The organism is Xanthomonas arboricola, from assembly GCF_003353015.1.
GTDB classification, from domain to species: Bacteria; Pseudomonadota; Gammaproteobacteria; order Xanthomonadales; family Xanthomonadaceae; genus Xanthomonas; species Xanthomonas arboricola_E.
The window spans coordinates 618,097-631,085 of the sequence record NZ_QREM01000001.1 but is presented as its reverse complement, the minus strand read 5'-3'; the positions used below and the strand labels follow the sequence as shown (position 1 = coordinate 631,085).

General features: G+C 68.4%; 11 protein-coding genes. 7 read left to right on the top strand and 4 right to left on the bottom strand.

Features of this window, described 5'->3' with window-relative positions:
- Positions 1 to 669: an arylesterase gene (locus C0541_RS02785; protein WP_193725851.1), complete on the bottom strand. Its 669-nt coding sequence runs from the start codon at positions 667 to 669 to the stop codon at positions 1 to 3.
- A gap of 103 nt (positions 670 to 772) precedes the next feature.
- Between C0541_RS02785 and C0541_RS02780 the strand changes: the two genes are divergently transcribed.
- The 7 genes from C0541_RS02780 to C0541_RS02750 all read left to right on the top strand — a co-directional run bounded on the left by C0541_RS02780 (position 773) and on the right by C0541_RS02750 (position 8,373).
- Positions 773 to 1,378, top strand: coding sequence for an ABC transporter ATP-binding protein (locus C0541_RS02780; RefSeq protein WP_274519085.1), 606 nt, complete (start codon positions 773 to 775; stop codon positions 1,376 to 1,378).
- The gene (locus C0541_RS02775) at positions 1,375 to 3,858 is read left to right on the top strand and encodes an ABC transporter permease (RefSeq protein ID WP_115045572.1); all 2,484 of its coding nucleotides are present in this window, start codon (positions 1,375 to 1,377) and stop codon (positions 3,856 to 3,858) included. Before C0541_RS02780 ends, C0541_RS02775 begins: the two co-directional genes overlap by 4 nt.
- A 193-nt stretch (positions 3,859 to 4,051) precedes the next feature.
- A complete protein-coding gene (locus C0541_RS02770) occupies positions 4,052 to 4,969 on the top strand; it encodes a TauD/TfdA dioxygenase family protein (RefSeq protein WP_115045571.1) in 918 nt (305 codons plus the stop codon).
- Between the two features lie 86 nt (positions 4,970 to 5,055).
- Entirely contained in the window at positions 5,056 to 6,102 is a 1,047-nt protein-coding gene (locus tag C0541_RS02765) for an ABC transporter substrate-binding protein (protein ID WP_115045570.1), read from the top strand.
- Positions 6,103 to 6,105: 3 nt separating this feature from the next.
- Complete coding sequence (locus C0541_RS02760; protein WP_115045569.1) at positions 6,106 to 6,945, top strand: ABC transporter ATP-binding protein; 840 nt, start codon at positions 6,106 to 6,108, stop codon at positions 6,943 to 6,945.
- Complete coding sequence (locus C0541_RS02755) at positions 6,942 to 7,826, top strand: ABC transporter permease (RefSeq protein WP_115045568.1); 885 nt, start codon at positions 6,942 to 6,944, stop codon at positions 7,824 to 7,826. The genes C0541_RS02760 and C0541_RS02755 overlap by 4 nt, the downstream gene beginning before the upstream one ends.
- Positions 7,827 to 8,019: 193 nt before the next feature.
- Positions 8,020 to 8,373, top strand: a complete 354-nt coding sequence (locus C0541_RS02750; protein ID WP_115045567.1) for a DMT family protein — start codon at positions 8,020 to 8,022, stop codon at positions 8,371 to 8,373.
- A gap of 690 nt (positions 8,374 to 9,063) precedes the next feature.
- Here C0541_RS02750 and C0541_RS02745 read toward each other — a convergent pair.
- The 3 genes from C0541_RS02745 to C0541_RS02735 are packed head-to-tail and all read right to left on the bottom strand — an operon-like array spanning position 9,064 to position 12,884.
- Complete coding sequence (locus C0541_RS02745) at positions 9,064 to 9,987, bottom strand: DUF6607 family protein (RefSeq protein ID WP_115045566.1); 924 nt, start codon at positions 9,985 to 9,987, stop codon at positions 9,064 to 9,066.
- Between the two features lie 27 nt (positions 9,988 to 10,014).
- Complete coding sequence (locus C0541_RS02740; RefSeq protein ID WP_115045565.1) at positions 10,015 to 10,647, bottom strand: Hemin transport protein; 633 nt, start codon at positions 10,645 to 10,647, stop codon at positions 10,015 to 10,017.
- A gap of 5 nt (positions 10,648 to 10,652) precedes the next feature.
- A complete protein-coding gene (locus C0541_RS02735; RefSeq protein WP_115045564.1) occupies positions 10,653 to 12,884 on the bottom strand; it encodes a TonB-dependent hemoglobin/transferrin/lactoferrin family receptor in 2,232 nt (743 codons plus the stop codon).
- Positions 12,885 to 12,989 lie beyond the last annotated feature (105 nt).

Here is a 12,989-nt window from a genome sequence, read left to right as displayed (position 1 = left end):
TCAGCGCCCGAGCAGCGGCTGCAGCGCCGGCCACACCGTTTCCAGCACCCGCGGCTGCGCCGCAGCGGTGGGATGCAGGCCGTCCGCCTGCATCAGGCCTGGCTGCAGCGCGACCTTCTCAAGGAAGAACGGCACCAATGCGGTCTTGTACTGCCGGGACAGGTCGGCATAGGTCGCCTTCAGCCGCTCGCGGTAGGCGGGGCCGTAGTTCGGCGGCACATCGATGCCGAGCAGCAGCACCTTGGCGCCGGCCTGCTGGCTGAGCTGGATCATCTTCTCCAGGTTGCCCTTGAGCTGGGCCGGGGTCAGGCCGCGCAACGCATCGTTGCCGCCGAGTTCGATCACCACCACGCCGGGGTGGTGCTTCTGCAGCAGGCCGGGCAGCCGCGTCAATGCGCCGGAGGTGGTCTCGCCGCTGATGCTGGCATTGACGAGCGCCGGTGGCGTCGCCATGTCACGCTTGAGGCGCTGGTCCAGCAGGGTGACCCAGCCGGACTGCACCGGGATGTTGTGCGCAGCGCTCAGGCTGTCGCCGACCACCAGGATCGGGGCGGTCGCCACCGGACTTTTGGCAGAGGCAATTCCCGGCGCGAGCAGGGACAGTGTCAGCAGCCACAGGACCAGCGCGCCATATCGCAGTGTTCTTTCACGCATTCGGAGATTCCTCATCGACAGTCTGGCCCCCCACTCCAGCACCCGCACCGCCATCGACGTCCGCGAGGTCGGCAAGTCCGTCACTGGACCGGAGGGAACACTCCACATCCTCGACAACATCAGCTTGACGGTCAGTGAAGGCGACAGCATCGCCATCGTCGGCGCGTCCGGCTCGGGCAAGACCACCCTGCTCGGCCTGCTGGCCGGGCTGGACCTGCCCAGCCGCGGCAGCATCGCGCTGTCCGGCCAGGAGCTCGGCCAGCTGGACGAGGAGGCGCGCGTCGCCTTGCGCGCGCGCGAGGTGGGCTTCGTGTTCCAGAGCTTCCATCTGCTGCCGGCGCTGACCGCCGAGGAAAACATCGCGCTGCCGCTGGAACTGGCCGGGCGTGAGGACCCGGCGCGGGTACGCGAGGTACTGGAGGCGGTCGGCCTGAGCGCGCGTGCGCGCCACTACCCGCGCCAGCTGTCCGGTGGCGAGCAGCAGCGCGTGGCGCTGGCGCGTGCGTTCGTGGCCAGGCCGCGCATCCTGTTCGCCGACGAACCCACCGGCAGCCTGGACCAGGCCACCGGCGCGCAGATCAGCGACCTGCTGTTCGCGCTCAACGCCACCAGCGATACCACCCTGGTGCTGGTCACCCACGACATGACGCTGGCGCAGCGCTGCCATCACATCTACCGCATCGACAGCGGCCGCCTGCATGCACAGACCGGTCCGGCCGCATGAACGTGCTGCGACAGGCCGCACGGGCGGTGCGCCGTGAATTCCTGGCCGGCGACCTGCTGACCGTGTTCGCCGCGCTGGTGCTGGGCGTGGCGGTGATGACGGCGGTCGGCACGCTGGTCGATCGGGTGACCCTGGCACTGACCTCCAGCGCGGCCGAAGTGCTCGGCGGCGATCTGGGCGTGACCGGCCGCCAGGAGATCCCGGCCGACTTCGCCGCCGAAGCGCAGCGGCGTGGCCTGCAGAGCACGCGCATGGTCAGCTTCCCCAGCGTGCTGTTTCACGGCGATGCCAGCCAGATGGCCAATATCCGCGGTGTCGGTGCCGGCTACCCCCTGCGCGGGCAGTTGCTCGTGTCCAGCGACGGCGCCGGCATGCAGGGCACGCCTGCGGGCGCACCGCCGCCGGGCCAGGCCTATGCCGATCCCCGCCTGCTGGAGGCCCTGGGCCTGCGCGTGGGCGACCAGCTGGAATTCGGCGCCGGGCACCTCACCATCACCGGCGTGCTGCGGGCCGAACCGGATGCGTCCGGCGAGCTGATGCAGCTGTCGCCGCCGCTGCTGGTCAATCGTGCCGATATCGCCGGTGCCGGCCTGCTGGGGCCCGGCAGCCGCGCGTCATACCGGCTGATGTTCTCCGGTGCGCCCGATGCCATCGCCGACCTGCGTGCGTGGCTGAAACCGCGCGCCAGCGAATTCCGCCTGGTCGGCATCGAGGACACCCAGCGCGGCATGCGCGCGGCGTTCGATCGTGCGGGGCGTTTTTTGGCCTTGTCGGCCTTGCTGGCGGTGCTGTTGTCCGGTGTGGCCACCGCGCTGGCGGCCAACCGGTTCGCGATGCGGCGCATCGACACCGTGGCGGTGCTGCGCTGCCTGGGCGCACGCCAGCGCGACATCCTGGCGATGCTGTCGCTGCAGTTGCTGCTGACCGCGATTCCGGCCTGCCTGGTCGGGATCGGGCTGGGCATGCTGGCGCAGGAAGGCCTGGTGCAGGCGCTGGGTAGCCTGATCCCGGACCGGCTGCCGTTGCCGCAGGCCACCCCGGCCCTGGCCGGTGCAGGCATTGGCCTGGTGCTGTTGCTGGGCTTCGGCCTGCCGCCGCTGCTGCGGTTGCGCAACGTGCCGCCGATGCGCGTGCTCAACCGCAGCTTTGCCGCGGTGCCACCGAGTTCCCTGCTGGTCTACGCCGCGGCACTGGCGGCCACGCTGGCGCTGACCGTGTATGCGACCGGCAACCTGGTGCTGGCCGGCTGGGTGCTGGGCGGGCTGGCCGCACTGGCGCTGGTGGCGATGGCACTGGGGCTGGGCCTGCTGGCCTTGCTGCGGCCGATCCAGCACCGCCTGCGCGGCGCCTGGAAGCTGGGCCTGGCCTCGCTGACGCGGCGTCGCGGGCTGAGCGTGGTGCAACTGGTCGGCCTGTCGCTGTCGCTGTGCGCGCTGTTGCTGCTGGCGGTGGTCGGCCCGGGCCTGCTCGGGCAATGGCGCGACCGCCTGCCGGCGGACACGCCCAACTATTTCCTGATGAACATCCAGCCCGAGCAGACCGAACCGGTATTGCAGACACTGCGCGGCCTGGGCGTGGGCGATGCGGCCGTGGAGCCGTTTTCGACCGGCCGCCTGGTGGCGATCAACGACAAGCCACCGCAGCGCGGCGACCGCGATCCGGCCGACGATGGCGACGGCGACAACCGCCCGGTCAATTTTTCCTGGCGGCATGCATTCCCGCCGGCAAACACCTTGCTGGAAGGCAGGTTCTGGGCGGCCGACAGCACCGCGCCGGAGGCCTCGGTGGAAGAAGGCTGGGCGCAGCGGTATCAGCTGAAACTCGGCGATCGCATCACCTTGTTGCTGGGCGAGCAGCAGCGCAGTTTCACCGTCACCAGCATCCGCAAGGCCGACTGGGACTCGTTCCGGGTCAATTTCTTCCTGCTGCTCAATCAGGGCGCGGTCGGCGATGCGCCGTACAACCTGATTTCCAGCTTCCACCTGCCGCCCGGCAATGCACCCAAGCTGGCGTCGTTGAGCCGCGACTACCCCAACATCTCGGTGCTGGATATCGATGCCATCCTGGGCCGCGTGCGCGAGGTGATCGACCAGGTGGCGCAGGCGGTGCAACTGGTGATGGGTTTCAGCCTGCTGGCCGGCGTGCTGGTGCTGCTGGCGGCCTTGCAAGCCACCGCCGGCGAGCGTCGCTATGACAGCGCGGTGCTGCGCACGCTGGGCGCGCGTCGCGGCCAGTTGCGTGGCGCGGTGCTGGTGGAGTTCGGCGCGCTCGGTCTGCTGGCGGCGACGCTGGCGGTGACCGCCGCCGCGGTGATCGGGGCGGTGGTCGGGCAAAAGGCCTTCGAGATCGCGTTGACGCCGGATTGGCCGCGCCTGCTGCTCGGCGGCGCGTTTGGCCTGGCGTTGAGCCTGCTGGCCGGCTGGTCGGGCACCCGGCGCATCCTGTCGACGCCGCCGGCGTTGGCACTGCGGACCGACTAAGGCCGGGTCGGTTGAACCGCGAACGGGCGGCGCGCAGGCGTCGCCCGTTCGCGTTCCGTCACACCGCTGCATATACCGGCAGCGCATAAGCACCTTGCCAATCGTACGTTCGCAGCGGCGAGCGGACTGCCTACAGTGGTGTGTCCGGCCGCCGGCCCAGGCGGCCATTCGTTGCCGTCGAGGTGCCACCGTCATGGCCAGCGTTACTTCCGCTGCGCGTGCGCAGCCGCCGCGCGATGCGGTTTCCACAGAGCACTCCTCCAGTGTCCGGATCGTGCCGTTCGATGCCCCGCTGGGCGCCGAAGTGATCGGCCTGGATCTGTCGCAGCCGCTGGATGCGCAGACCTTCGCGCGCATCCACCAGGCGCACCTGGACTACCACGTGCTGGTGTTCCGCGAGCAGCGCATCACCCCGGCGCAGCAGGTCGCCTTCAGCCGCCGCTTCGGCCCGCTGCAGATCCATGTGTTGCGCAATTTCCAGTTGCGCGGGCATCCGGAGGTGCTGGTGGTCTCCAACATCAAGGAAAACGGCGCGCCGATCGGCCTGGGCGATGCCGGCCACTACTGGCACTCGGACCTGTCCTACAAGGACACCCCGAGCCTGGGCTCGCTGCTGCACGCGCAGGAACTGCCCAGCGAAGGCGGCGACACCTTGTTCGCCAACCAGCACCTGGCCTGGCAGACCCTGCCCGACGCGCTCAAGCAGACGGTGCAGGACCTGCGTGCCGAGCACAGCTACCTGGCCAAGTACGAGGAACTGCGTGCGCGCAATCCGTGGCGCCCGGCGCTGACGCCGGAACAGATCGCCGAAGTGAAACCGGTGCAGCATCCGGTCGTGCGCACGCACCCGGAAACCGGCCGGAAGGCGCTGTTTGTCAGCGAGCATTTCACCACCCGCATCGTCGGCCTGCCCGACGACGAGAGTGATGCGCTGCTGCAGGCCCTGTTCGCGCACAGCACCCGCGATGCGTTGGTGTACCGGCATCGCTGGCAGCCGCACGACATGGTGTTCTGGGACAACCGCTCGGTGATGCACCTGGCCGCCGGCACGCCCGATCACCGGCGCCGCCGGCTCAACCGCACCACCATCGAAGGCGATGCGCCGTTCTAGCCAAGGCGCCGCCTCGCGCACGGTTTACAGCGCGTGATGCGCTGTGAAACGCGCCATCCCCCTCCCCCTCCCGACTGGAGCGCCGCATGCGTTTGACCGTCACCTCTCACGCGCGTCCGCAGCGCCGACGTGTTTCCCGACATGTTGCGCTGCTGCTCCTGGCCGCATTGCCGTTGCTGCACAGCGCACAGGCGCAGGCCGAAGGAAAGCTGCGCATCGCCAAGCAGTTCGGCATCGTCTACCTGCTGCTGGACGTGGCGCAGGATCAGAAGCTGATCGAGCAGCAGGGCAAGGCGGCTGGCGTGGACATCGACGTGCAGTTCCTGCAGTTGTCCGGTGGCGCGGCGGTCAACGATGCCCTGCTGACCGGTTCGATCGATATCGCCGGTGCCGGTGTCGGGCCGTTGTTCACCATCTGGGACCGCACCCATGGCCGCCAGAACGTGCGCGGCGTGGCATCGCTGGGCAACTTCCCCTACTACTTGATCAGCAACAATCCGCGCATCAAGTCGATCGGCGATTTCACCCCGCAGGACCGCATTGCGGTGCCGGCCACCGGCGTGTCGGTGCAGTCGCGTTTCCTGCAGCATGCCTCGCAACAGCGCTGGGGCGACAAGGGCACCCATCAGCTGGATCCGCTGCAGGTCGCCTTGCCGCATCCGGACGCGGCCGCGGCGATCATCCGCGGCCGCACCGAGATCACCGCCCACTTCGCCAGCCCGCCATTCCAGGAGCAGGAACTGGCGCGCAATCCGGCCGCGCACATCGTGACCAGCTCCTACGAGATCGAGGGCGGCCCCTCCTCGGCCACCGTGCTGTACGCCACCGAGACATTCCGCCGCGACAATCCCAAGACCTACCGCGCCTTCGTCGCGGCGCTGGATCAGGCTGCGCGCTTCGTCACCGCCCATCCGGAGCAGGCGGCGGATATCTTCCTGCGTCGCAATGGCTCGGGCATCGATCGCGCGCTGGTGCTGCAGATCCTCAAGGACCCGAAGGTGCAGTTCACCGTGGTGCCGCAGAACACGCTGGGGCTGGGCAAGTTCATGCAGCACAGCGGCGCGATCAAGCAGACGCCGGGCAAGCTGGGCGACTATTTCTTCGACGATCCGCTGATCGCGGGCGGGAGCTGAGCGATGGCCACGCCCACCCCATTGCTGCAGGTCGACCACGTCAGCCTGGAATACGCCTCCGCGCAGCGCGTGGTGCGTGCCACCCACCGCGTGCGTTTCGACGTGCATGAGGCCGATCGCTTCGTGCTGCTGGGGCCCTCGGGTTGCGGCAAATCCACCTTGCTCAAGGCAGTGGCCGGCTTCGTCACCCCGCGCGAGGGGCAGATCCGCCTGGATGGCAACGCGGTCACCGGGCCCGGACCGGACCGGGTGGTGGTGTTCCAGGAATTCGACCAGCTGGCGCCCTGGAAGACCGTGCGCGAGAACGTGGTGTTCGGCCTGCGCGCGGCACGCAAGCTGTCGCGTGCCGAAGCCCGCGAACGTGCGGACGACAGCCTGGCCCAGGTCGGGCTGAGCGCCTTTGCCGATGCCTACCCGCACACCTTGTCCGGCGGCATGAAGCAACGCGTGGCGATTGCGCGCGCGTTGGCGATGCGGCCGCGCGTGTTGTTGATGGACGAGCCGTTCGCCGCGCTCGATGCGTTGACGCGTTCGCGCATGCAGGAGCAGGTGCTGGAGCTGTGGGAGCAATCGCGCTTCACCCTGTTGTTCGTCACCCATTCGATCGAGGAGGCGTTGGTGGTCGGTAACCGCGTGCTGCTGTTGTCGCCACATCCGGGCCAGGTACGCGCCGAACTCAACGCGCATGCGTTCGGCCCGCACAGCGCCGGCAGCGTGGCGTTCCAGCAGACCGCGCAGCGGATCCATCGGCTGCTGTTCGACCTGCCCGACGACACCCTGGACAACGCCAAGGTGGCGCCATTGCGTCGCCCTGCCGAGCGCCAGCGCGAGGTGCTGCCATGAGCGGCGGCAACGCCAGCGCACTGCCGCCATTGCCGCCGGTGCGGGCCGAGTACGAAGTCGCCCTGCAGCCGCTGGACCCCGCCCTGGTTGCAGCCGCCGCGCCGACGCGCTGGCAGGCACCACCGTGGCTGCGCAAGGCGCTGGTGCTGGTGGTGCTGGTCGCGGTGTGGGAGATCGCCGCGCGCGTGGTTGGCGACGACCTGATGCTGCCCAGCGCGCTGCAGACCGCACGTGCGTTCTACGACGGGCTGCTGTCGGGCGAGTTGTTGCGCCGCGTGGGCGCGTCGCTGCGCGTGCTGGCGCAAGGCTACGCGCTGGGCGTGGTGCTGGCCTTCGTGCTGACCGCGCTGGCTGCCTCCACGCGCTGGGGCCGCGACGTGCTCGGCACGCTGACGGCGATGTTCAATCCGCTGCCGGCCATCGCGCTGCTGCCACTGGCCCTGCTGTGGTTCGGCCTGGGCACCGGCAGCCTGGTGTTCGTGCTGGTGCATTCGGTGCTGTGGCCACTGGCGCTGACCACCTACGCCGGCTTCCAGGCGGTGCCGGAGACCCTGCGCATGGCCGGGCGCAATTACGGACTGCGCGGGCCGCGCTACGTGGCGCAACTGCTGATTCCCGCCGCACTGCCGGCGATCCTGTCCGGGCTGAAGATCGGCTGGGCCTTCGCCTGGCGCACCCTGATCGCCGCCGAGCTGGTGTTCGGCGCCACCTCCGGCCAGGGCGGCCTGGGGTGGTACATCTTCCAGAACCGCAACGAGCTGTACACCGACCGGGTGTTCGCCGGCCTGGCGATGGTGATCGTGCTGGGCCTGCTGGTGGAGGGCGTGGTGTTCCAGGCCATCGAACGGCTGACCGTGCGCCGCTGGGGCATGCAGCGCTAGGGAGCTGGCCGCAGGCGCAGCGACGCACGGCCGGGCGTCCTGCCAGGCCGCGCAGCAGGCGCGACCGCTTTGCACCGACCTTCGACGTCGCGGGCCCAGGGGGCCGGGCTGCGTGCCGGGCTCATCGGTACGGTCGCGTGCGCTTAACGGGGCTGGCTTATGCTGCCGGCCCCCTCACCTGCCGCCTGCCGTCATGCCTACCGCTTCCTTCACTGCCTATGTGTACCCGGTGCTGTTGCTGATCGCCAGCAATGTGTTCATGACCTTCGCCTGGTACGGGCACCTGAAATACAAGAGCACGCCGCTGATGATCGCGATCCTGGTCAGCTGGGGCATCGCGTTTTTCGAGTACTGCCTGCAGGTGCCGGGCAACCGTCTGGGCAGCGCGGTGTATTCGGCGCCGCAGCTCAAGGGCATGCAGGAGGTGATCACGCTGCTGGTGTTCGCCGGCTTCTCCACGTTCTACCTGGGCCAGTCGTTGAAGTGGAATCACTGGGCTGCGTTCGGCTTGATCCTGGTCGCGGCGTTCCTGATGTTCAAGGAATGACCGTCTTTTAAGCGACCAACCGCCGCCTCGCCCGTAGGAGCGCACCTGGGCGCGACCTCGCAGGAGCCGCCTGGCGCGCGCATGGGGTTATCGGGAAGGCCGCGTCGCGCCCAGGTGCGCTCCTACGATGCCGGGTGGTCAATTGGCCTGTTCGACGCACTGCGACGTGGAGCCACTGGCCGCGTTCGGGTTGATCCTGGTCGCGGTGTTCCTGATGTTCAGGGAATGCCCGTCTGTTGAGCGACCAACCGCCACCTCGCCCGTAGGAGCGCACCTGGGCGCGACCTCGCAGGAGCCGCCCGGCGCGCATGGGCGTTATCGGGAATGCCGCGTCGCGCCCTGGTGCGCTCCTACGATGCCGGGTGGTCAATTGGCCTGTTCGACGCACTGCGACGTGGAGTCACTGGGCCGCGTTCGGGTTGATCCTGGTCGCGGTGTTCCTGATGTTCAGGGAATGACCGTTTTTTAAGCGACCAACCGCCGCCTCGCCCGTAGGAGCGCACCTGGGCGCGAACTCGCAGGAACGGTCTGGCGCGCGCATGGGGTTATCGGGAANTTTTAAGCGACCAACCGCCGCCTCGCCCGTAGGAGCGCACCTGGGCGCGAACTCGCAGGAACGGTCTGGCGCGCGCATGGGGTTATCGGGAATGCCGCGTCGCGCCCTGGTGCGCTCCTACGATGCCGAGGTGGTTAATTGGCTGGTTCGACCCATTGCGCGAACACCGCGTCGAGCTGCGCATCCTTGACCCGCTTGCCGTCCTGCACCGCTTCGGCCTGCTGGAACATCGGCATGATCATCGCCATGCCATCCGGCTTGGTCTTCAGGTGCACGCCCGGCGGCGTGTCGAGGAACCTGGCCCAGCGCGTGCGTACCTTGGCCCAGTAACCCTGGGTGGCCTTCCAGTACGCATAGGCCGGGGCGAAGTCGACCTCGGTGGTCTTGCGGTAATCGTTGAAACCGAACTCGCGCGCGATCGCTTCCTGGCTGCCGTCGGGCTTGCGCAGCACCTTGGTGTTGAACTGTTCGTGGGTCCAGCCGTTGGGCGTGAGCGTGTGGCGGTTGATCACCGATAGCGCGTTGTAGTCGCTGCGCTTGGTGTACTCGCGGCGCGGCAACGGGCGCCAGCTCACATCGCTGGTCCAGGTGGGATGGCCATCGGCGTAATCCCAGCGACCGGTGCCGCAGTAGCGCGGCGCGTCGCTGACCTCGTAGACGCATTGCGTCCAGGCGCCGGTGGTGACTGCCGGCGGCAGCGCGTGCACCGTCCAGGTCTGATCGGCGGTGAATTCAAAACGCTGCGGCGCCTCGTAGATCCAGTCCTGCCGCCAATGCTTGGTCACGTGCTTGCTCTTTTCGTCGACCAGCAGATGCTGCAGCACCAGCTTGCGCGGTGAATCCTCCACCACGATGACCACTTCGTTGCCGCCACTGCGCATGGCCGACGCGCGCTCGTAGCCGGGCTTGAGCAGCACCGTCTCGTCGAAGGCGAAGTCCACCGCGTATTCGCCCTGCATCGCCAGGATGCTCTGGCGGTCGCGCTGGGCGTCGGCGGCGGCGATCAACGGCAACAGGCTCAGCGCCGCGGCGGTACAACGGGGAAACAGTCGGCTCATCGGAACTCTCGGTGGCGGGTGGAGACGTCAACGGCGCAAGCGCACCAGCGACGTCATCATCTCGGATGGGGGGATGCTGCGGGACGTGGTGGAGGCCGTGCGCAAGGCGGCAGCGCGCGCGCAGCAGCAATCGTCCACCGCCACGCGTCCGTCGATGCCCTCTTCGCGTGCCAGGCGTGCGGCGACCTCGGCGCCCAGCGCCGACACGGTCGCCAGGCTGGCGGAAAACGGCTGCTCGGCGCTGGCGGCGGCCTGCAGCCGCAGCGCGCTCAATCGCCATGCCTCACCACGCATACGCCCGGCCAGACGACGCCACAGCCGCTCGCCGACGCCCAGTTCATGGGTTTCCATCGGCAGCGGCGGCAGGCGCGAGACCAGGCGATCCCAGACCAGAAAATCGCTGTCGGGCAACAGGCAGATCCGCCAGCAGCACTGCCCCTCGGCATCGAAGAACCAGATGCTCTCGCGCACGCCATCGCTGTCGACCTGCCGGCATGCCGCCGCATCGACCGCGTGCTGCCAGCCATCCAGTTCGTTGCCCAGGGCGGGCCGGTACAGACACAGCACCGTGCCCAGCGCCGCCAGCTGCCGCGGACGCGGCAACGCAGCGCGGGTGGCACGTGCATGCAACAGCGACGGCAGCGGGCGGGCGATGGGCATGGCCGCTACCAGCTCACTGCCAGGCTGACCGAGGCGGTGCGCCCGGCGCCGGTGAAGCGGTCGAGCACCGTGCTGCTGGCCAGCGTGCCGTTGGGCAGCGCGTTCCAGTCCACATAACGGCGGTCGGCGAGGTTGAAGATGCCGGCGGTGACCTTGGCACCGGGCGCGAACTCCCAATGCCCCATGAGATCCAGCGTGGCGTAGCCGGCCGGGGTGTAGTAGCTGTCCAGCTGCGGGCGACGCTTGCGTGCGACGAAGGTGCCGATCAGTTCCGCGCCCCAGCCATCGCTGTCGAAGGCCACGCCGAGCGTGCCGCGCAGGGGGTCGACCGAGTTGAGCGGGGTGTCGTCGGTGAGGTTGTCGCCTTCCGAGTACGCCACGGCGCTGTTGAGCGACCAGCCCTGCCAGCCGGCCAGGGCGCCCAGATCGATTCCGCCACGCGCTTCGGCGCCCTTGATCACCACATCGTCCACATTGCGCGACTGGAACAGCATCAGCCCATCGGCGTTGAAGCCGGCCGGCGCATACGATTCGATGAAGTTGCGGTAGTCGGTGTAGTACACGCTGACGCCCAGATAGCCAATGGCATCATTAAAGCGCAGCCCCAGTTCGCCGCCGCGGCTGGTTTCCGATTTCAGGTCCGGATTAGCGATGGCGGTGTAGCGCGCCTGCAGATTGGTGAAGCCGATATTGACGTCGTTGTATGGCGGCGCGCGGAAGCCGTGCGCGTAGTTGGCATAGGCCGACCAGGCATCCGAAAACCGCCATACCGCACCGAACTTGGGCGAGACCTGGGTTTCGTCGATGGTCGCAGCGGCAACGCCGGGATTGTCTTCGCGGAAGATGTCATCCACCTGCGGCGACAGCCGGAAATAATCCACGCGCACGCCGGGCGTCAGCGACAGCCTCCCATCGAACAGGCCGATCTCGTCCTGCGCATACAATCCGAGCTTGGTGGTTTCGCTCTTTGGGAAATCGCGCACCGGGAACACGTCCTGGCCCACGCGATTGGTGATGACACCATTGGCCAGATTTACCGAATACCCGTCGCGCTTGGCGCGGGTGTCGGTCCAGGTGCCGTCCAGGCCATAGGTGATGGCGTGACGGAGCGTGCCGGTGTCGATGGCCTTGTGCGCGTTGACCAGCAGTCCGTACACGCGCTGGTCGAAGTTGTGTTCGTTGTGGCGGCGCGTGTTGTTGCCGCGCAGCTCGTCGGTGCGCTGCAGGCTCTCGCTGTCCTGGCGGTACAGCTGCCACTGCAGGTCGTCGGCGAGTGCCGAGTCCAGCGCATCCAGTTCATGCCGGAACGAGACGCGCGCACGCGTCTGATGGTCGCGGCCCTGCTGCGACAGGATGCGCAGCGACGCGGTGGGCGAGCGCGTGTCGATGCCGGTCAACGCATCAATGCTGCCGTAATCTTCGTTGCCTTCCACGGTGAGCTTGAAGCGCTGCTGCGCACTGGGCGCGTACACCAGCTTGGCCAGCACGCTGCGGCCATCGATGCGCTGCGGGTTGGCCGCGGTGCGGGTGACATCACGGCTGCGGTTGTCGCCCTGGTTCTGTGCTTCCTGGCCCTGGCGATGGCTGACCGCCACCATGCCGCTCCAGCGCTCGCCGCCGAACGCGCCGGTGGCACCGGCGAACAGGCCGTTCCAGTCGCCCTCATAACCGAACTTCAGGCCAACATAGCTGTGCCTGTCGGCGCTCAGATAATCGGCAGGGTCCTTGGTGACGAAGGCCACCACGCCGCCCAGCGCATCGGAGCCGTACAGCGAGCTGGCCGGCCCGCGCACCACTTCGACGCGCTTGAGCGTTTCCAGGTCGACGAAATTGCGGTTGGCGTTGAGGTAGCTGCCGAAACTGAAGGTGTCCGACACCGGCACGTTGTCGACCAGGATCGCCACGCGGTTGCCGTCCAGCCCGCGGATGCGGATGCCGTTGGCGCCGCTGAAGCGGCCGCTGGTGCTGGTGACCGACACGCCCGGCGTGTAGCGGAACAGATCCTTGAGCTCGCGCACCAGTTGGTTGTCCAGCTGTTCGCGATCGATCACATCCACCGTGCTCGGCACATCGACCAGGGCGCGCTGGGTACGCGTGGCGGTGACCTGCAACCGGTCGAAGTCGTGGACCTCACGCGCGGCGCCACCCGCGGCGGCGGGGTCGGCAGCGCGTGCACACAACGGGAGGGCAGGCAGCGCAAGCGACAGCGCGACCACCAGCGGATGCAGGCGACTCATCGGGAACCTTTGAAGGGAAGTTCCCGGCAGCGGGTGCTGCAGACAAGGCCGCGGCCGGCCACCGGGGGAAGAGCGTGGGTGCGCGGACGGCGGCGGCAACGCCCG